General features: G+C 49.0%; 16 protein-coding genes. 5 read left to right on the top strand and 11 right to left on the bottom strand.

All coding sequences use genetic code 11. From position 1 onward, the window contains the following. Positions 1–93 precede the first annotated feature (93 nt). Complete coding sequence (locus tag LRP54_RS02010; protein WP_231234782.1) at positions 94–717, top strand: class I SAM-dependent methyltransferase; 624 nt, start codon at positions 94–96, stop codon at positions 715–717. A gap of 13 nt (positions 718–730) precedes the next feature. Here LRP54_RS02010 and LRP54_RS02005 read toward each other — a convergent pair whose 3' ends face one another. Further along, positions 731–1,702, bottom strand: a complete 972-nt coding sequence (locus LRP54_RS02005) for a diaminopimelate epimerase (RefSeq protein ID WP_231234781.1) — start codon at positions 1,700–1,702, stop codon at positions 731–733. A gap of 307 nt (positions 1,703–2,009) precedes the next feature. Between LRP54_RS02005 and LRP54_RS02000 the strand changes: the two genes are divergently transcribed. From LRP54_RS02000 to LRP54_RS01985, 4 genes are read left to right on the top strand one after another with little or no spacing between them, the layout of a single operon-like run. After that, positions 2,010–2,564: a hypothetical protein gene (locus LRP54_RS02000; protein ID WP_231234780.1), complete on the top strand. Its 555-nt coding sequence runs from the start codon at positions 2,010–2,012 to the stop codon at positions 2,562–2,564. After that, entirely contained in the window at positions 2,555–3,532 is a 978-nt protein-coding gene (locus tag LRP54_RS01995) for an ABC transporter ATP-binding protein (RefSeq protein WP_231234779.1), read from the top strand. The genes LRP54_RS02000 and LRP54_RS01995 overlap by 10 nt, the downstream gene beginning before the upstream one ends. Positions 3,533–3,538: 6 nt before the next feature. After that, the gene (locus tag LRP54_RS01990; RefSeq protein ID WP_231234778.1) at positions 3,539–4,315 is read left to right on the top strand and encodes a hypothetical protein; all 777 of its coding nucleotides are present in this window, start codon (positions 3,539–3,541) and stop codon (positions 4,313–4,315) included. Beyond that, on the top strand, positions 4,315–5,073 hold the full coding sequence (locus tag LRP54_RS01985; RefSeq protein ID WP_231234777.1) for an ABC transporter permease: 759 nt from the start codon (positions 4,315–4,317) through the stop codon (positions 5,071–5,073). Before LRP54_RS01990 ends, LRP54_RS01985 begins: the two co-directional genes overlap by 1 nt. Before the next feature lie 120 nt (positions 5,074–5,193). Here LRP54_RS01985 and miaA read toward each other — a convergent pair whose 3' ends face one another. The 10 genes from miaA to LRP54_RS01935 form a co-directional block, all read right to left on the bottom strand. Next, on the bottom strand, positions 5,194–6,285 hold the full coding sequence (miaA, locus tag LRP54_RS01980) for a tRNA (adenosine(37)-N6)-dimethylallyltransferase MiaA (protein ID WP_442984581.1): 1,092 nt from the start codon (positions 6,283–6,285) through the stop codon (positions 5,194–5,196). Positions 6,286–6,308: 23 nt separating this feature from the next. Continuing rightward, positions 6,309–7,841: a tRNA (N6-isopentenyl adenosine(37)-C2)-methylthiotransferase MiaB gene (miaB, locus tag LRP54_RS01975; protein WP_231234776.1), complete on the bottom strand. Its 1,533-nt coding sequence runs from the start codon at positions 7,839–7,841 to the stop codon at positions 6,309–6,311. Between the two features lie 219 nt (positions 7,842–8,060). Further along, positions 8,061–8,621, bottom strand: a complete 561-nt coding sequence (locus LRP54_RS01970) for a CinA family protein (protein ID WP_231234775.1) — start codon at positions 8,619–8,621, stop codon at positions 8,061–8,063. Then, positions 8,611–9,231 (bottom strand): regulatory protein RecX, encoded by a 621-nt coding sequence (locus tag LRP54_RS01965; RefSeq protein WP_231234774.1) that lies wholly within the window; start codon positions 9,229–9,231, stop codon positions 8,611–8,613. Before LRP54_RS01965 ends, LRP54_RS01970 begins: the two co-directional genes overlap by 11 nt. A 29-nt stretch (positions 9,232–9,260) precedes the next feature. Further along, on the bottom strand, positions 9,261–10,358 hold the full coding sequence (recA, locus tag LRP54_RS01960) for a recombinase RecA (RefSeq protein ID WP_231234773.1): 1,098 nt from the start codon (positions 10,356–10,358) through the stop codon (positions 9,261–9,263). A gap of 89 nt (positions 10,359–10,447) precedes the next feature. Next, entirely contained in the window at positions 10,448–11,416 is a 969-nt protein-coding gene (locus tag LRP54_RS01955) for an anchored repeat-type ABC transporter permease subunit (protein ID WP_231204634.1), read from the bottom strand. Beyond that, the gene (locus tag LRP54_RS01950; protein ID WP_231234772.1) at positions 11,416–12,312 is read right to left on the bottom strand and encodes an anchored repeat-type ABC transporter ATP-binding subunit; all 897 of its coding nucleotides are present in this window, start codon (positions 12,310–12,312) and stop codon (positions 11,416–11,418) included. Before LRP54_RS01950 ends, LRP54_RS01955 begins: the two co-directional genes overlap by 1 nt. Positions 12,313–12,377: 65 nt before the next feature. Next, positions 12,378–13,466 carry a choice-of-anchor M domain-containing protein gene (locus LRP54_RS01945; protein ID WP_231234771.1) on the bottom strand — a complete coding sequence of 363 codons (1,089 nt, stop codon included), beginning with the start codon at positions 13,464–13,466 and terminating at the stop codon, positions 12,378–12,380. Positions 13,467–13,645: 179 nt separating this feature from the next. After that, positions 13,646–15,196: an anchored repeat ABC transporter, substrate-binding protein gene (locus LRP54_RS01940; RefSeq protein WP_231234770.1), complete on the bottom strand. Its 1,551-nt coding sequence runs from the start codon at positions 15,194–15,196 to the stop codon at positions 13,646–13,648. A gap of 123 nt (positions 15,197–15,319) precedes the next feature. Next, the gene (locus tag LRP54_RS01935) at positions 15,320–19,525 is read right to left on the bottom strand and encodes a TIGR03773 family transporter-associated surface protein (protein WP_231234769.1); all 4,206 of its coding nucleotides are present in this window, start codon (positions 19,523–19,525) and stop codon (positions 15,320–15,322) included. Between the last annotated feature and the right edge of the window lie 116 nt (positions 19,526–19,641).

Here is a 19,641-nt window from a genome sequence, read left to right as displayed (position 1 = left end):
TCGTGATGCGAAATACTCCCTCTAGTGTTTCATGTTGAGACATTTTTTGCGTGCTTCATGGAGGTGAGCTTCAACCTCGCGTAGGCTACGCATGTGGACCAACAACAGTATTTCACTTCCTCAGCTCCTGCTACCGATAACGAACTACGCGTACTGCGTGTAACAGCGCGCGGTCATGATCTTGAAATGTGGGTGTCTGACAAGGTTTTTTCTAGCGGGCGTATTGATTTAGGAACCCGACAGCTCCTGGCTGAAGCGCCGGCATTACCCGATCAGGGTTTTTTCCTTGATTTAGGGTGCGGTTGGGGTCCTCTAGCTATCACAATGGCTTTGGAGTCCACACAAGCTCATGTATGGGCGGTTGATGTGAATGAGCGGGCACTTGATCTGACAGCCCGCAATGCCGTCCATAATGAGGTGGAAGATTGTGTTGAGGTCTTAGATGCCACTCGCGCTTTGGAGCGTGCTCACGCTGAAAATCTACGTTTTGATGTGATCTGGTCGAATCCACCGGTCCGTATCGGTAAAGAAGCGATGCACACCATGCTGACAAGCTGGCTGTCTTTACTTGCCCCTACGGGACGGGCCTATTTAGTGGTTCAAAAGAATTTAGGCGCAGATTCTTTGATTACGTGGCTGAGCAGTGTAGGTTTTCCTGCGCAAAAAATTGCGTCAAAGAAAGGCTATCGGATTATCGAGGTGCTCCCTCACGTATAGTCAGGTGTAAATGTCACCATGTAATATCTGCGATATGGGCAGCAGGGCCTTTCAGTAAAACTGGCGCAAAATCAGAGTCTCCTAAGTCGATCTCAACCATGCCACCGGGAATATGCACATGCCATGTACGTGGAGCATCCTCCCCTCGTCTACGTGCCGCAGCAACAGCCGCAGCACAGCAGCCGGTACCGCATGAAGCAGTTTCACCCACGCCACGTTCTAATACACGCATAAGTAAACGACCACGTCCCGCGTTGATATCGCTCGGAGTCGTTATATCAACTGTGAGTTCAAGATTCGTGCCGTGAGGTGGAACAGGATCGTACACAGGACGTAAAAATTCGGGGGCATGTGCCGCATCTACTGTCGGTAATACAGCATTTTCAAGGGTTTTTTCATCTCGAACATCAATGACTTCATGAGGATTTGGCATATCCACGTGAATTGAACGGTAAGTATCGGGCAGGCCCGGTACACGTATCCTTGTTTCTTCCCTACCGTTGGTGCGCGCCTGGCCCATATCCACGCAATACCAGTTTTCTGCCTGCTCTGTGCAGTCAGACCTCCCTGTTTCGTTTGATATCTCAGGGATTTGTGAGGTGTTATTTTTTCTTACATCTATATGCTGTGGCGTGGGAATGAGGGTGACACGACGGATTCCTCCTCGTGTGCGCACGTCAATTGACTGGCCTTCATCGAGGCTAATGTAGCCACGCCTACGCAGGTGGTGTACGAAAACACGCACACCATTTCCGCACATTTCCGCCAGTGAACCATCAGCGTTACGGTAATCCATGAACCACATGTCACCGTGGCGCACACAACGTATAAAACCATCAGCACCTATACCGCGTGTAGGTGAACACCACAGTGCAACCTGTTGGGCAGATATGTCATACGTATTATCAGGATCATCACAGAGGACAAAAGTGTTTCCTGTGCCATGTCCTTTTGCCAATATCATTGATCTTTGAAGTATTGACATATGTTCTGTCCTTTACCTGCCCTCATATACCGCGATTGATTCGTGTGGTGCAGCGGTTTCTTTCCCTTTATTTTGTCGTATTTATCCTTCTTGCTTTGCGGCGCGTCCACAAAATGTTGATAGCGGGAGGTACGTTTTCGACACATCACTTCTCTGGCAGATGATAAGCAGCTCACGCTTTGTATGCATTACACCTTTGCCCCTCCATGAGAGTCAAAAACACACGTACTCCTTCCCTATCACGGACCTAAGTCCACATGTTGAGAAAAATAATATTTCTTTCCTTAAGACAAAGCACACTGATCAAGTGAGCAAATCCAAGGAAGGTATCTCATGTCCCCATTATCCACCTCTATGCGCCCCTACTTACGCTACTGATTTAGGTGTCCGACACATAACAGATCCCAAGACTTTTTATGAAGAACACCTGCGCTTAGCGCAGCTACCTCCTATAGAAAAAGAATTAGTTTTTGACCATTTCCAAAAACGAGATATTCTTACCTTTTCCAACGATATAGATGGATACATTTTATTTTTTGGAAACTACACGATTGCCTCATCAATAATTTTAAGACAAAAAGAAGATTTATTGAAATATGGCTCATATGACACATTAATAAAATGCGGAGTAATACTTACCGCGATTTCAAATTATTATGCATTAATGGCAGTAAAAGAACTCACATTAATTGACGCTTTAACTTCACTAGACACCGCAGGAAAAATACTCGTATCGAGTTTATATAAAAATGGACAGACCCAGCTGTCTTCAGAAATAAACAAGATACGCATATTAGATCCTCTTGGAATACACATGTCTAGGGCCATCAAAATGAGAAAAATAGAGGAAGTATGCTTTTAACAGCTTCTGATCTTGTCCGTGATTTCCGTGCCCCACACTCTAGTGTACGCGCTGTTAACCATGTATCTTTCACACTGGATTCTGGTGAAATTTTAGGACTCGTCGGCCTCAATGGGGCAGGAAAAACAACGCTCGTTTCTCTGTGCGCTACCATGCTGGCTCCGACTTCTGGCAGCCTCACAATATGTGGAGTTAATGCCCTCAAACGCCCTTTAGCAGCCCGCAAATTTATCGGTGTTTCCTTAGGTGGCGACAGCGGTTTCTACCCTCGTTCAACCGTAGAAGCAAACCTCAGATTTTTCGCTTCCCTTGCTTCAATCCCTCCAAAAGAACATGACCAGCACATCATGCGTCTCCTGCGTTTAGTGGACCTCACGCAGCAAAGTCATACAGAAGCAGGCGCGCTTTCGCGAGGGCAATATCAACGACTCCACATCGCTAGAGCACTCCTGGGACATACACGTATTCTTATCCTTGACGAAGCCACAATGGGACTTGACCCTGATAGTGCCTTACATATTCGTTCGCTCATAGCACGTATTGCCTGCGAAGGAACAGGAATTATCCTCACCAGTCATTCAATGGAAGAAATCGAAGACCTCGCCACACGCATTGTTCTTATGGACCACGGATCTTTTATTGCGCAAGGAACCTCTCAGGACATCATCTCTTACGCAGGCCTCACGCAGGTAGCACACACGCTTATAGCAGCCCACAACCTCGCTCGCTTTGATGAAAAGACCTGCCGTACCCTTTTAGGAGATCAAGGAACACTCAGCCTCAGACCCGCCGGTGTACATTGGAAAGCCACTTTCTACTGGCACAAAAATCCTGATGATCTCGTTGCTTTCATCCACACATACTGCACGCGACAAAAAATTCCTATTCCGCAAGATATTCGCCTAACAAATGCTCAGCTTCAGGACGCTTTCATATATCTGTCACGCAGAAATGCTCCTGAAAGATAGATTTTCATGAACCGCATACGAATAGCTTTCTTTTTTTGGCATCAGTACGCTTCAGTTACTTATTTCGTTCACCTCATGTTCTTCGCTACTTTTACTGCTGGGATCACTCAACGTTTTGCTGTCATTGCGTGGGAAACTGACCCATATGCGGCCTTTATTCGTACCGCCCTCATTGGCATGTGGGCAACTTCTACCAGCGCTGCAGGAATCATCAGTTTTGAACGTAGGCGAGGGACTTTACTTTATCTTTTTACGTCACGTACATCACGTGTCTTTGTCCTTATTGCCCTTATTTCAAGCGTTTCAGTCTTTTCGCTTCTGTCTTTCCCGCTTGCCACACTGATATGGATTATTCCTGGTCACGGCCACCTTTCCATGTCGTTTCTTTTGCCTTTACTGCCTCATTTGATTTTCCTTATGACACTGTCATGGGCAGGTTTATTCGGCGTTACTCTGATCGTTGCTTGTATTTTCGTATTAACTACACATGCGATGGCTTATGAATCACTTCTTTTAACTCCGCTCCTCCTCTTTTCAGGGGTTCTATGGGACGCACAAGGTCATTCCCTCTGGGAAATAGTTATACGGAGTATTTCGCCGACTATGCGCCTATTTTCTCTTATGTATAAGCTGCCAGTATTTTTGTCATCTGCTGAGGGATTCACGTGCTCTGAAGTACTCTACGCCTTAGGAACAATCACCGGATGGACTTTCTTTGGTTGCTCCTTATGTATCCTATGCGCACATCACGCCTACAAGAGCGGAAAGATCGGGGCCCGCTGATGTGGTTTTCACGTTTTTTATCCACCCTTTTGCTTTCCCGTACTTCATCGCATTACTGGGCAACAGGTCGTACCCTATGTGTTTCTCTTATAGCGGCTCCGCTTCTTGAGATTATTGCCTCGGTTTTCTTGGGAAAAGCTCTGGGCGCTCCCCTACTGGATGCCGTGGCTTGCCGATTTATTTTGCTTGGCACAGTTATCATCAGCGCCAGCACATTCACTTTGAGCGTGGTTACTGACAATACAAACGGTATTCTCCCTCAGGTCCTCACTTACAGACGTTTCGACACAGCATATTGGTGCGCCCACAGCACATTATCTGCTTTCTCTGGCGTTTTATCAGGTCTTGTGTCAATTGGGGCGTTAATGCTCTGTTTTACTCCATTTTCACCTATCATGACACGCGCATGTCTCTTATTACCTTGCACCGCAGTTGCAGGATGTGCTCTCGGTTTCCTGTGCGCAACATGCGCGCCTTTGACTCAGGACCCTTTTCTCCTTCTGAATACTTTCATCGCTATGCTGCCACTCAGCACGGGGGCGCTTGTTCCATTACACAGCTATCCTGTGCCTTTGTCAGCTCTTTTTATGTATTTTCCGTTTTCGCACCTCATCAGTAGTATCGAAGCCCCTCAGTCCGATCTTTTTTCATATATTTTCTTTGAGGTTGTCGTCAGTCTTGTAAATTGCGTTCTTGCATTATTTGCTTTATATGCCCTGCGTCAGAAAATCCGTCAAGGGTCACATAAAAAGGCGTAGTGTCGTATGTTGTGAATAATTTACACACGTCATTCATGAGGGATAAGTGGAAATGACACACTTTCATGCTTCTGTCAGAATCAGAAGCAAGACATGTACACAGCCCTGCCTGTAAGGGTATTAGCAACAGGCAAGATGATATGTCACAGCTTGTACAGCCTGCTCCAGCAGTTGTTCTGGTGCAGCAGGTGGCAGCCATATCACCCGATGATCTGGGCGCAGCCACTTTAATTGTCGCCTCGCCAACTGACGGGTCGCTAATGCCACCGAGTCGCGGGCCTCGTCCAGACTGATATGCCCATCAATATAGGCCAAAGCCTGAGCGTAACCTGTTGCTTTTGAGGCGGTCTTACCTTCACGTAATCCCAGCGGAATCAAAGAACGAACTTCTTCAACTAGGCCCTCATCGAACATCTTTTGTGTGCGCACCGCAATACGTGTATCAAGTTCTTCTAGGGGACGTTGTATCCCAAGCATCACAGTCGGCTGGTAATAGACACGCTGCGGCATAGTTGCAGAATAAGGTTTCCCTGTCAGTTCAATGACTTCAAGCGCTCGAATAATGCGTCGCGTATTATTCGGGTCAATGTGCCGCGCAGCTACAGGATCATTTTCGGCAAGTCGCCGATGAAGTTCATGAGTATCAGCGAGCCTCTGCGCTTCGGCTTCTAAACGTCGTCGAATAGCAGGGTCAGTGCCCGGGAAATCAATAACGTCAAGAAGCGCACGCTGGTAAAGTCCCGACCCACCGGCAACAATCACCATATTTCCGCGTGAATGAATCTGCCTCACATCTGCGCGGGCTTGCTGCTGGTACAGGGCGGCTGAGGCTTCCTGTGTGATATCCAAGGTGTCAATGTGATAGTGAGGAATCCCGCGACGATCTTCAAGGGGAGTCTTTGCGGTCCCAATATCCATGCCGCGATAAAACTGCATAGAATCTGCAGAAATAAGTTCCGCATTCCCCGGAGCCTCAAGGTATTCAGGCAGTTTTTCAGCAAGATCAAGTGCAAGGTCACTTTTTCCGGAGGCAGTTGCGCCCACCACAGCAACTATGAGTTTCCACGGTTCAGCTAACCGAGGGAGAGCAGCGCTTGATGATAGCTCACGAGTGGAAGAAGGTCCCTCCCCCATGCTTTGCGCCCCCTCTCCCTCTACGCGCGCAGGCACAGAAAGGTCACCTGATATTTCAGGTAACTCGTAGCCTCCCATGATTAACCCGTTCTTATACGCACTTATGCTCGGATTTTCAGTGTGGGAATACCCAACTGTACTCGTGTGTCTTTTGCGGCTTCCTCGGCAGCTTGTCGTGCTTGCCATGCGTCACCTGCACGTGTACGACGCACATCGAATAAGCCTCCACTAAGCGCTGAATCAGCAATCAAATGGTGAGGCGCCCCGTAAGTGACAGTGGCACGCACAATATCACCTGGACGCGGCTTATACATATCAGGTAAGCCCTCCGGCACTGCAACATGAACAAGGCGATTATCACGTGCACGGCCTGAAATACGCGAAGTAGCGCCGTCTTTACGACCTTTCCCTTCAGCGATCAGGACTTCAACTTCTGTTCCCACAAGGGCCGCATTATCTTCAGCGCAGATACGCTCTTGGAGGGCAAGCAAGCGTTTATAGCGTTCTAAAACCACATCCTCTGGTACTTGATCGTCACGATCAGCAGCGGGCGTTCCTGGGCGTTTGGAATATATGAAAGTGTATGCAGAGGAGAATCGTGCTTCCTCCATCACTTCTAATGTCTGTTGGAAGTCCTCCTCAGTTTCCCCTGGGAATCCCACAATAATGTCTGTGGTGATCGCCGCTTCAGGGATAGCTGCACGCACACGGTCTAAGATGCCCATAAATTTTTGCCGCCGATACGAGCGACGCATTTGCCTTAAAACCGCGTCAGATCCGGACTGTAAAGGCATATGGAGGCTAGGCATCACTGTAGGTGTTTGCGCCATAGCTTCAATCACGTCATCGGTGAAAGCAGCAGGGTGTGGACTTGTGAAACGTACTCGTTCAAGCCCATCAATAGTGCCGACAGCACGTAGAAGCTGAGCAAAAGCCCCTCTTTCACCGAAACCCACACCGTAGGAGTTCACGTTTTGCCCTAGTAGTGTGACTTCAATAGCGCCTTCAGCGACAACAGCTTCAACTTCAGCAAGAATGTCACCTGGGCGACGGTCCCGTTCTTTTCCGCGCAGGTGCGGCACGATACAGAATGTGCACGTGTTATTACAGCCTACGGATATAGATACCCACGCGGCATAAGCACTTTCACGGTGAGTTGGCAGTGTGGAGGGGAAAACTTTCAGCGCTTCTTCAATTTCAACGGCAGCGCGACGATTATGTTCGGCACGCGCAAGAAGGACAGGCAGCACATCAATGTTATGTGTCCCAAAAACAGCATCCACCCAGGGGGCTTTCTCGATGATCCCGTCACGCATTTGCTGAGCGAGGCATCCTCCAACAGCAATTTGCATTCCGGGGCGTTCACGTTTAACAGCGGCTAATTGGCCTAGATTACCGAATAGGCGTGTAGCAGCATTTTCACGTACCGAACATGTATTAATGACAACAACATCAGCGCCCATATCGCCCGCATCTGTCGCGCGTGCTGCGGCTTCAGGAACTAAATCGACAGGGACAAGGCCAGCACCGTCAAGCAGACCGGCAATACGTTCCGAATCATGCTCATTCATTTGGCAGCCTAAAGTACGCACTGCGTAGGTGCGCGGCAACGTGGTGTTCATTTCAAGAGTCATCGTCGTCGATTCTAGGTCTTTTTGATCTGTATTCCGTGTTCAAAAAGGGGTGATGAGGTAGTTCTCTCACTCCGTGAGGACAACAAGCTGTTCCCCTAGCTTCGTATTGCCTGAGGACGCATACGAGTTGAGGAAGTTTCAAGAAAACTCATGTTTCTTTTCCTTTACGCATTACGACTGAGTACAAAGCTGAGGATCAGAGTGTGGATTTTTCATTTCTCACACAGTTTCTGATATTTCTTTTCCTTCCACGAGAGCCGATAGCAGACGAAGTACGCATTCCACGGTTTGAGTACGTACATGCGTACGATCACCGACAAAATGATATTCACGATGCACATATCCGCCATCCCATGCAAGAGCTATGTGCACTGTTCCAGCTTCGTGCCCATCTGCTGGTCCTGGTCCTGCGACACCGGTTGTACTCAAACCAATATCAGCATGTAAAAGGGCACGCACATTCTGTGCCATTTCGATAGCAACATCACGGTGTACTGGACCATGCTGTTCGAGAAGCTCAGGTGAAACGTCCAGCAGACCAGTTTTCAGGTCAGTTGCATATGCGCATACGCCGCCACGTAACACGTGAGAAGCTCCCGCGCTGTCCACAAAGCGTGCGCATAAAGCGCCGCCTGTTAAAGATTCAGCGCAGGCAATTGTTAGTTGATACTCTGCTAGTCGATGAATGAGGGCTGCCGTATCTGTGCGATCAGTGGTTGTCTCTACGTTGTGTTCTTGGGGCAAAGATGGCTTTCTGTGGTATTCAGAGTTAGTCGTCATATGCATATTCCTCTGATTCACGATCGGTCCACGAGGATAAGCTTTCCTGCACGACCCTGTGAATAATGTGCTGTGGATAGCCTTTTCTGGCTAGCATTCCCATGAGACGACGTTGAGCAACATGCGTGTCCAATGCGAGCATTGTTCGTTTTTTCTTATGTGCTAGTTCGCAGGCTTTTTCGTATTGATCTTCACTACTTATATCGGCAATGGCGCTGGCAATATTGTTTTCGTCTACTCCTTTGCGCCGTAAATCCTCCACCAAGGCTCTGCCAACTTTCCCGTTGAGCGTAAAAGCAGAGGAAACAACTGCGCGAGCGTACGCAGCGTCATCAATTAAGCCTACACTTTCAAGCCGTTCAAGGACTTCTTCAGCGATTTCTTGCGAAAAACCACGCGACAGTATCGCTTCACGAAGCTGAGCACGAGAAGCCGCATGTGAATCTAAACGACGTAAAGCAACTTCTCGTGCCGCTTCTACAGCGTGAACACCGGTCAAAGCAGCATTCTTTTCCTGCAGTTTCCTTATTTTTTCTGCAGGAGAGACATATTTTCGCCGTTGTGGTTCACGGGCATCATGACATTCTTCTGGATCAGAGTACAGCACCATTTCTCAGGCCTTTCAGCACCGAGCACGTATCAGAAACCTGCCTCTGCTGATGGGTCCTCTGCCTCAGTAACCGCGTCGTCTGTTTGAAGTTCTGCATGTGGATCTTGTGCAATACCAACAGCAATTAAAATCTTATTTTCAATTTCTGCAGCAAGTTCAGGATTATCAGCAAGGAACTTTCGGACATTTTCTTTTCCTTGGCCCAACTGATCTTGTTCATAAGTGAACCATGAACCTGATTTATGGATAACCCCTGTTTCTACGCCCATATCAATAATGGAACCTTCACGAGAAATTCCTTGCCCATACACAATGTCAAATTCGGCTTGCTTAAAAGGCGGAGCCATTTTATTTTTCACAATCTTCGCACGTGTACGGTTTCCGACAAGTGTGCTTCCGTCTTTCAACGATTCAATACGTCGCACATCAATGCGTACTGATGCGTAGAATTTCAGGGCCTTACCGCCTGTTGTTGTTTCAGGAGAACCAAAGAAAACACCAATTTTTTCACGCAGCTGATTAATGAAAATCGCTGTCGTGCCGGTCGCCGAAAGAGCGCCGGTAATCTTCCGGAGGGCTTGACTCATCAATCGTGCTTGTAAGCCCACATGAGAATCTCCCATTTCACCTTCGATTTCCGCTTTTGGAACCAAAGCTGCAACAGAGTCAATAACAATAATGTCAATTCCACCTGAGCGAATCAGCATGTCAGCGATTTCTAAAGCCTGTTCACCTGTATCAGGCTGTGACACTAACAAAGCATCAGTATCCACACCAAGTGCACGCGCATACACAGGGTCAAGTGCGTGTTCAGCATCAATAAAGGCAGCATTTCCACCAGCTTTTTGAGCGCTCGCAACAGCATGTAATGCCACAGTTGTTTTACCGGATGATTCAGGACCATAAATTTCAATGACACGGCCTCGCGGCAAGCCGCCTACACCTAAAGCAATATCGAGGGCCAATGAACCTGTAGGAATCACTTGAACAGGGGGGCGAGTTTCCTCCCCCAGACGCATCACGGAACCCTTACCAAACTGTTTATCAATCTGCGCAAGTGCAACTTCAAGAGCCTTATTACGGTCATTTCCTGTGTACACCGATGCGCTTTTACGTGAAGCTCCCATGGGTATTCCGTTCTGTTCTGGGCCTCGCCGGCCATCGTCTTATTCTGGTCTTGAACACCTGTGCCCTCTCCGAGCCGGTGTAGATGACGTTATGCGCGACCAATCGCATCCGCACTCACAGCACCATCATTGTGGATATCTGAGTGCTCATCCACAGAAAGAATAGATGGAACATCTGTTCGAGCCCCCTCGACACGCCGAGAATTCTTCCGAAAATATCGAACAATAAATCCATGACGAGGTGCCACACACCAGGCAATAACAAAAACCACAGTCAGTACGCAAACAATTGAGGCACCTGTCGGTAAATCTGCAGCCCAAGACACATAGATACCGATAAAACTCCCTGTCACTGCAATACAGATCGCAACCCACACCATATGGACAAAACGATCAACCAGCAGTCGCGCTATCGCCGCAGGAGTCACAAGTAAAGCAAGAACCAGAACATTACCAATCGTCTGAACCGACATCACCACCGCTAAAGACACCGCGATATACAAAACAATATCAAGGAAAAGTAAGGGTAAACCTTGCGCCCTGGCCGTCTCACGATCAAGTGACACCGCAATAAATTCCTTATGGAAAAAAGCTACAAGCGCAAGCACAAGAACCGAAGCGACCACAATCACGGGAATATCTTCAGCCGGCACACCGGTGATCGAACCAAAAAGAAAATCTTGCAAAGAACCCGCATAGCCTGGCGCCCACGAAATAATCACTACCCCCAGCGCAAAAGCTCCCACGAAAAGCACACCGATCACTGAATCTTCTTTGAGCCGCCGATTATGTGAAAGCAAAGCCACAAGAATCGCAGTACACACACCCGCAACAGAACCACCCAGCACCAAAGAACCCGACATCACGAATGCAATAGCTAAACCCGGGAAAACAGAATGGGCCACAGCATCGCCAATAAATGCCATCCCACGTAAGACCACATGAGTCCCCACCACCGCGCACACAATGGCACTCATCGTCGCTACAAGTAAAGCGCGAGGTAAGAAAGCTAAAGACGGATTCAGTAGGTCCATCAAAAAATCTGTAAAAGAAAGCATCAGATCACTCCCAAAGCCCTCAGCAATGGATTATTTTCACGGATACGAAATGTCTGAATCCACAACTGCGCGTCCATCAGGTCTTCTCGTCTCCCGCTGGCAACCACACGACGATTCACCATATATAACCGATCACAGTCAGCTAAAGCCGCCACAAGATCATGCGTACTCATCAGCACCCCATGTCCTTCACGTGCAAGTGAACGGAAAAGATCAGTTAAACGTTCCTGAGTTGGCATGTCTAAACCTGTGAATGGTTCGTCAAGAAGCAATAACGATGGTTGCAGAGCAAGGGCGCGGGCAACAAGAACACGTTGCCGTTGTCCGCCGGATAATTCCCCGATGATTCGTTTACTTAAGTGAGCAATATCTGCTCTTTCCATTGCTTCTTCCACGGCACGTTGATGTTCAAGACGAGGACGGCGACCATACCCTAATGCTCCCGTCAGACCTGATACAACAACCTCACGCACAGTCAAAGGAAAATCCCATGCAAATTCATGACGTTGAGGCACGTATCCAATGTGGCGTGCATGTAATTTCTTTCCCTGACTAAGGATGTCACCACTACGCGCAGGTAAAAGACCCAAAATTGAACGAATAAGCGTGGTTTTCCCTGCACCATTAGGACCGATTAAAGCAACGAATTCACCAAAATTCACTTGCAGGTCAATATCGGTGAGGATCCGACGACCCCCTAAATCCACACTTAAACCGCGAACGTCAAGGACAGGCGCAGATTCAGTCAGCTCGTGAGAATCATCTATCCGCAGCTCAGGGGCGCGGCGTGCTGATTCGTTCATTGTTTCGCTTTTTTCGTTGATTTCGTAGGCTGCCTGCGCATGGGATACTTGAGGCGCGCGTGTCCCTGAAGTCTTTATTTGACGAAATTTCATGCTTTTACCTTTAGCTGTGCGGTTTTTCAGGGGTAGATGGGTGTTTCTTATGAAAAACACTCACGTTATACCTCATGGTTTTGCATGTGTAAGCGGCGTTCTTCCTGTACTCGCATAATGTCTCGGCGTGTTGCACGCGAGCGCAGCACGATAAGAACAATCACAAGGATGAGGATGAGCACTGCGCTTGCAATCAGAATGTATGTCATCGTAGATATGCGCGTTTCAGAGGCCCCTGAAGCCGTACCTGTTTTCGTCCCGGCTTTGCCTGGTGTGACAGATGCAGATGAGGGCGTATCTGCGGAACTGCTTTGAGGAGTGGACATGTTTTCTGCCTGTGTGAAGTCCTCAGGAACAGGTGCTTTGAGGGCTTCCTCAGGATCTGTCGAGTCACCAACAGCGAAACGTAGGGCCGATTGTGCGCACATATGGGCCCCATCTTGCATGTCAGCACATATGCGTATCGGCGCAATGTAAACACCGGGCTGAGTGAACACCCAATTTGCGTGCACATGAGTATTCACATCAATCCACACGTCTTGCGGGCTGGTAACAGTAGCATCAACCAGCACACGAGGTTCACCGAATGTTCCATCTTGCAGGAATAGCCACGCTTGTCCAGGCCCGTGAATATGACCAATACTCATGGTGGCTCCCCGACTCATGCGTTGTGTTGCTTCAGGATCTTGCGTATTCCATCCTAACCACACAACATCTGGATTTTGAGTTTGAGGAATAATCCACCATTTTTGTCCTTCTTTGCCGCCAAGGAATTCATAGGGAGCCTGTGTAGGCGCGTCAAGGAGCCCACGATCATTAACTTTCAAGACAAAATGGTTAAGGTCGCGCCATAGCGGTGTTGCACCGGAATCATCGCGTGCAAGAATTTTCCACTCCCCCTCAACAATCTTTGGACCAATATCCACGTGCCCTGATTCCACCACCGCATTGTGTGCAGACACGCTTTCAGTGGAGTCAACACTTTGAGCAAGGTCGTCCTCAGCCCATGCGGTAGGGGCAAGTAGCATAGGCGTGAGCCCTAGGAAAAACGCGCTCAGAAAAAATGCAATACGCCAGATGAAAGATTGTTGTGTTTCGGCACCATGAAAAAATACAGATCCGCCCTGCAGATGGCACTCATTGGTTGTTTTCATACGTTGTCTTTCTTTTTATACGGTGCGGGAAGATGCGTATTGTGCTTGCTGCGGACTTGCCGTGCATCAAGGAAACAGCATTGACCTTTACCCTCACCTTTTCTTTTTCCTATGAAGAATAAATCTGATAACCGCACACGTAATTATCCTGTGGCTAGCGCATCACTACTGTGAGGTGCTCATGGCTGGTTTGTGCTCCCGCCTAAACATTGAGCAAGTGAGCGGGCATTAAAACGCATCATCTCGATATATGTGGGGGCGGTTGCGTCAAGGGTATCACCGTATAAAGGGCATACTTCAATACCATTTTCAGCGGCAACGGTTTGTAAAGTGGAACGCCTACGTGCCAGTTGCGGCTCCAAAAAGACTGCCGGAATTTTCAAGTTCTTAATTGCGGTCACCAGCTTCTTACGGTCACTGATAGAAGGTTCGACCGCCGGATTGGGCGCAACAAATCCTGCCACATTCATACCGTAAGCATTCGCTAAATACCCGTAAGCATCATGTGTTGTCACTAACTGACGTTGTTCTTGCGGGATAGATGAAATCATTGAGGTCACATACGCGTCGATTTCCTTTAGCTCACGCAAATATTCTTCAGCATTTTGCCTGTAGTCATCAGAATGTTCAGGGTCACGCTCAATGAAACGATCACGTAAGACACGCACATAGGCAGCCGCATTATGAGCATCATGCCACAGGTGAGGATCAATTTCCCCGTGTACGTGTTTACCAAGAACCGCCTGCGGCAGGAGGTAAATATCTTGCCCAGGCGAACCTAAGAAACGAAAGCCTGACTGTCCAGGAATTTGTGTCAGTGTGCGCGTAGGAACGTCAACGACCACGTCATCTAAGGACACAGCAGCCAAGCCCGCGACCTGCGAGGCCCCTGGAATTTCAGGAACGTTCAGTGGATTTGCCCCGTCCTTTGTACGGTCCACCATCAGGTCGATTGTGTGAGCGTCAAGGTCAACAGTCAGGTCAGCGTGCCCCGAAGTCAGGACTTGACGTCCCATTGTGCGGGCGACCTGAGCCGCATCCACCCCGACAGCGCACACAAGTTTCGCTGTACCAATGTGGATGGGTGGTTGTCCTTGTGCTGTGCGTAGTGCTGCCGTCACATGAATGGTGTACACGCCAGGTTGTGTAAAAGCCCAGCTCATATGCTGGTGGGCATCGGCCGGTAGTGTCGTGGTGTCTTTCGCATACCCTGTTGATTTATCAAATCCGTCAGATGAAGCAAAACCTACTTCAGGTACTCCAAAAGTTGTTGTCAGGTATCCAGCGGCATCTCCTGGGCCTTCAACGGCTGTGACACTCAGGTCGATTTCTGAGGAACGAGTAGCACCATGTTGCGTGCCTTTACCGGCGACCCTCATCCCAAGCCACACAGTGTCCAGCGCACGGTCTTCCACGAGAGGAAGAATTGTCGCTCCTTGTTTCGCGGCTTCCTCAGCTAAAGACACAGAAAGCGCATCAGCAGGCAGATTGGCATCCAAAGTTTTAATCAGCGAATGCTGCTCTAGCATGAGGTAGTTCGTGACGGCAATATCAGCATAGGCAACATCACGAATACCTCGTAGTGAAGGCTCCCAGCTGTGGGGGTCAGCGCCTTGAGGAATCAGTTGGCTCACTTTCACATGTTCACCGCCGACTTGTCGAGCAAAATCAGCAAGTATGCCAGTGGTCGTTACTACGTTCAGCCTACGGGTTTCAGCAGAGGTCGGCATATGTGAACTACAAGATGCCAGCAGGCATACGCTCAGGCAGGCGCTTAACACCCACCCGAACCGTATGCCTGTTGAGTTGAGTATTCGTTCTGTACTCATTTTCTTTCGTGTCAATCTGACGGCTTATGATCGAATCTGACGACGACGTATCATCATCGATGCACTACCAAGGATGAGGAGCAGGCCCGTGCATAACACGATGTCGCGTACCTGTGCGCCGGTGGTAGCCAGCGAACATGCTTCACCACTGGGTGTACGTCCTACTGTTTCACTCACCATAGGTAGACCATTGGGACCTTTTTCACCTGTCAATGCAAGAGTTGATCCATTATGGGTTCCGCTACCGTTGAGCGCTTCGCCTAGAGGCTTTATTTTCATCAATAGCGTCACCTTGTAGGTTCCTGGTTGAGTGAAAACCCAGTTCTGGTGTGCATGAGTATTTGCCGGCAGGGTGTACATAGATCCGGGGGCGTCAAAAACGTGCGTGCCGACACCTGATCCAAGCGCTCCTGCATTAAATACTGCAAATTTTCCGGGGCCATTGACAGATTCAAGGGTGAAAGTCACTCCGCCTTGGGTTCCGTTCACGATTTCTTCACGTTGGCTGTTCATTCCCAGCCATGGGACTCCTTGGATTTGTGTGGAAGGAATCATCCACACATCTGATCCTTCTGTGGCGATAAATGACAGTGCAGCTGGAGCTTTCAGTTGGGCAGGAGTCCCTACAGCGAACACCAGTTGAGCTGGGTCGATCCATCGTGCGGGTTGTTGGCGGTCATCCTTGATTCGCGCATAGACTGTTTTATTTTCAATGGCGGGTCCAAGGTCAAAATGTCCGTCATTTGCGTTACCACGTGCTCCTGGTCCCACATTGAATGTCAGTGTGGTGCGCGCTGTATTAGCGGGAGCTTGTGAAGCGCTACGTAAGGTAGCAGCTTCGGCAGCGGTTGCTTCGCGTGTAATTGTGGTGGGAATACAAACTTCCGTGCCACGTTCAGGTGCAGGTGCAGGTGCAGATGCTCCCGTGTTTTCATTTCCCTGTGGCGTCGGTGTTGTCTCTGCCGTGTCTTCTGTATCGGTATGAGATAAGGACGTGGTATCAGCGATGTTTTCTTCCGAAGTGTCCGTATCTTTCTCACTGTTTCCGGCATTCACATCACCGACATCAATGGTGTAGGTGCGTGTCATTGTCGTTACTGTTTCTTCGTTGCCAACGCTGCGGAAACCGCTTGTCATTGTTGGGCGCGTTGCGTGAGCTGTCACGGTGAGTGTGTAACGCCCTGGGGCAGTAAATGCCCAGTTCACGTGAGTGTGTCCAGGGTAATTCTGGAGGATCTGTGAACCTGCAGGGTTCATCTCATAGCCACCGGACACTAAACGTGACTCCGGTCCGCCCAAGGGGTCTTGAATCCACATGTAGATTCGACCATTTTTGGGCGCCTTGTAGGACACGTCGAATGTGGTTTTCGTGTACCCTGCGGCTTTAATGCCTTGCGTGTCCCATCCTGGCCACAGCAGCTTCGGGTTTTGTGTTTGCGGCAAGATCCACGCTTTCTTTACTCCTGCTAATGCTTGAGGCCAATACGCTGGCTCAGATTCTTGGGCCATCTGAGCACTGTTTTTGACTTTTAGGAGGACTTTTTCTGGTTCTCGTAGTGTGCCTACCGCTGTGATGTCCTCTTTCAGCATGAGGTTCAGGTGTCCTGCACTATCAGCAGTAAGGTCAAACATGTCAACGTGCCCATGGTCAAGAGTGACTTCAAAGCCCGAGTTATCACCAGAGGCATTCAGATCCTCAGTGCCAGTATTCGGTTGCGAGGCTTCGTTGGAATCCTCAAGAGTATGACCGGCAGCATCATCGGAACCTTCAGATGTATGAGCGTCATCATTATGTGAGGAGTCGCTGCTGTGAGCTTCGGGAGCGTGTTCTTCTAAAGTACGTAAGAAGTCTTCTCCGCAGGCTTGTTGGATAGCTTCATTACCTACCGCATAGTACAGGGCGTGAGCAGCGTAGGATCGAGCAAACCAGCCGCTGTCTTTACGATAGTGAGCAAGGAAGGAATAGCTGGCCCTATAAAAGCCCGGAACATTAAAGCTGGTCGCCGTGTGCATATGCTCAGGCCCTGTAAAGAAAATACGTGCTTTGTCATTATGTGAATCGAGGAGTTTCTTTGAACCATCCAAGATGTTGGATTGCCATAGAATCATCCGGCCTGGTCCGGTGTAGTCTTCAATTTCTGTGAGAACACCAAGGGTATCGATCTTTGAGTAATCCATTCTTTCGGTGTTCATCCCCAGCCACGGCAGGTTTTCTTTTTGAATTTCCGGCAGTGTCCAGACTTTTGTTCCTTCAGGGCCGAGGGCTGTGAGTACTGCGCTCATACGTTCTGATGTGACTAGGTGAGAGGCCGAATCAGGTACGGGGACTACCACCGTGTTGCTGTTACGCATGACTCGTTTCGTTCCTGAGTCATCAGCCAGTTGCACATTCACTCTGCCGTTTTGCTCATTGTAGGCTGTCAGATCGTAATGGCCTGGGGCTGCACACACATATTGTCCTTGCTCAGGCAGGTTCGCATTTTCGGCTTCTACATCGTCAGTTGTTTCATCGGATTCAAAGAGGTTATCGTGGTCTGTAAATTCTTCAGTCCGTACTTTGATTTTGTCACCTGGTGTTGTGCCTTCGGGTAGTTGCACATCAGTGTCAGTGCCTACAAGCCATTCCACTGAATATTCATCGGAGGTAATGGATGCGCCTTCTTTTGTTTTCGCGGTGACAAACCATGTGGTCGTGTAACGTCCGGGGGCAGAAAAAGTCCAGTTGTAATGTCCGTGGGCTCCGGCAATCAGTGACATTGAGTGTTTTTCTGGGTTTGCGGAGTTAAGGTCTTCTTGAGCGAATGATCCCCCACCGTAGCGCCACAGTGACATCCATCCTGGGCCTTGTACTGATTTCAGGTGCAGCTTCAATGTGTAGGGGTTAACCGTATCAGGCATACGTCCTGCGCCTACACCTGCCCATACTGGGCGGGAGCCTTGGTAGTGCTGTCCGGGAGCATTCCAGAGCACGTCACCAGGTTTTCCTAGGAAGGAAAGGATATTTGATTTCGGTAGTTTAATACGAGATACTTCGCGTCCGGTTTGCGGGTCAGAGTCAGGTCCTACGCGCACCGCAACAAGGTTGTGGGGACGCAATGTGCTTCCGTCAATAACGCCGACTGCGAGTTCTTGGTTTGTTTTATCCCAGTACACATGTGCAGCATCTACGTGTGTGCGCAGCAGCATTTCTTTACCGCTTACGGGGTCTTTCACATGTGGTTTCGGTGGCATGATACTGGGGATGTCACCGGTAAATTCAGCTGTTTCGTCAGCCTCATCATCTTCAGTATTTGTTGTTGAAGGTTGTGAGGTTATTTCTGTTTCGTTCGAGTTTGATTCTGTTTCATTGACTGTGCCTGCTTCGCTTGTCGGCTCACTGGGCGAGGATGTTGCGTCAGATGACTCATTTGTCGGTTGCGTAGGTGTGGGTGTGGCGTCCTCTGCAGAGTGCGATGGGGGCTGCTCTGCGGCTTCGGGATTTGACGTGTTTTCTACGCCTGTTGGGGATGAGGAAGGATCTTCAGATGCCGCGGCCGAGGAGGTTTCACCGACGATCACCGTGTAGGTGTGTTCGGCTTTGCGTGAGAAGCTTCCTCCATTATTTTTTTTACCGAGTGCTCGCACATTCAGCGTATAGGTGCCTGGCTTCGTGAAAACCCATGTGGTGTGACGGTTTTGCTGGCTTGTTTGTTCCAGCCAGGTCCCGGTGTGGTCAATTTCGTATCCTTCATCTGAATCTTCAGCGAGTGATACGGGTTCAGAGTTTTCGTTGTATCCGTAGGCGAAAATACGGCCACCTGCTGGCCCTGTGAAACCAACCTTCACAGAGGCTGCAGTGTAGTAGGTACTACGAGTTGTATCCCAGTAAAAAGCGGGGCTTTCATTCGTATTTTGTGAGGCGGTGGCATACCCTGCAGGTACTCCCTGTGGGGCATTATTGTGTGCGGTACTGAAGGTGCTTTGTGGAAGTTTCAGAGCAACTTTTTCCGGCTCGTATGTTTTTTCGTTAGCTTTGATTCCCACAGTGAAGTATGGGGTTGATTCGTCTTCTACCCCGCTTGCCACATCAAAGATACTCACTTTTCCTGAGGAAATAATTTCCTTTTCTTCGGGAGTATCAGCAAAGGCCATAAATGGTTGCGAGGCGATGATAACAGCAGACAGTGCGCATATGCTCGTGAGCGAACGCAAGAGATTTCGCTTGGTGCGCGACAGAATCGTGGTGGTCATGGCTGTCTTTCTAGAAGAAAATAATAATGATTCTCATTTAGAATAATCTGTTCATTTGCTATACGTCAAGCAGCACCCACACCCATTTTCACCTACACACAAACATCCACATTGAT

Origin of the sequence: Schaalia sp. lx-100 (genome assembly GCF_021083625.1) — a bacterium.
Taxonomy (GTDB): Bacteria; Actinomycetota; Actinomycetes; order Actinomycetales; family Actinomycetaceae; genus Pauljensenia.
This window is presented reverse-complemented; position numbering and strand designations above follow the sequence as displayed.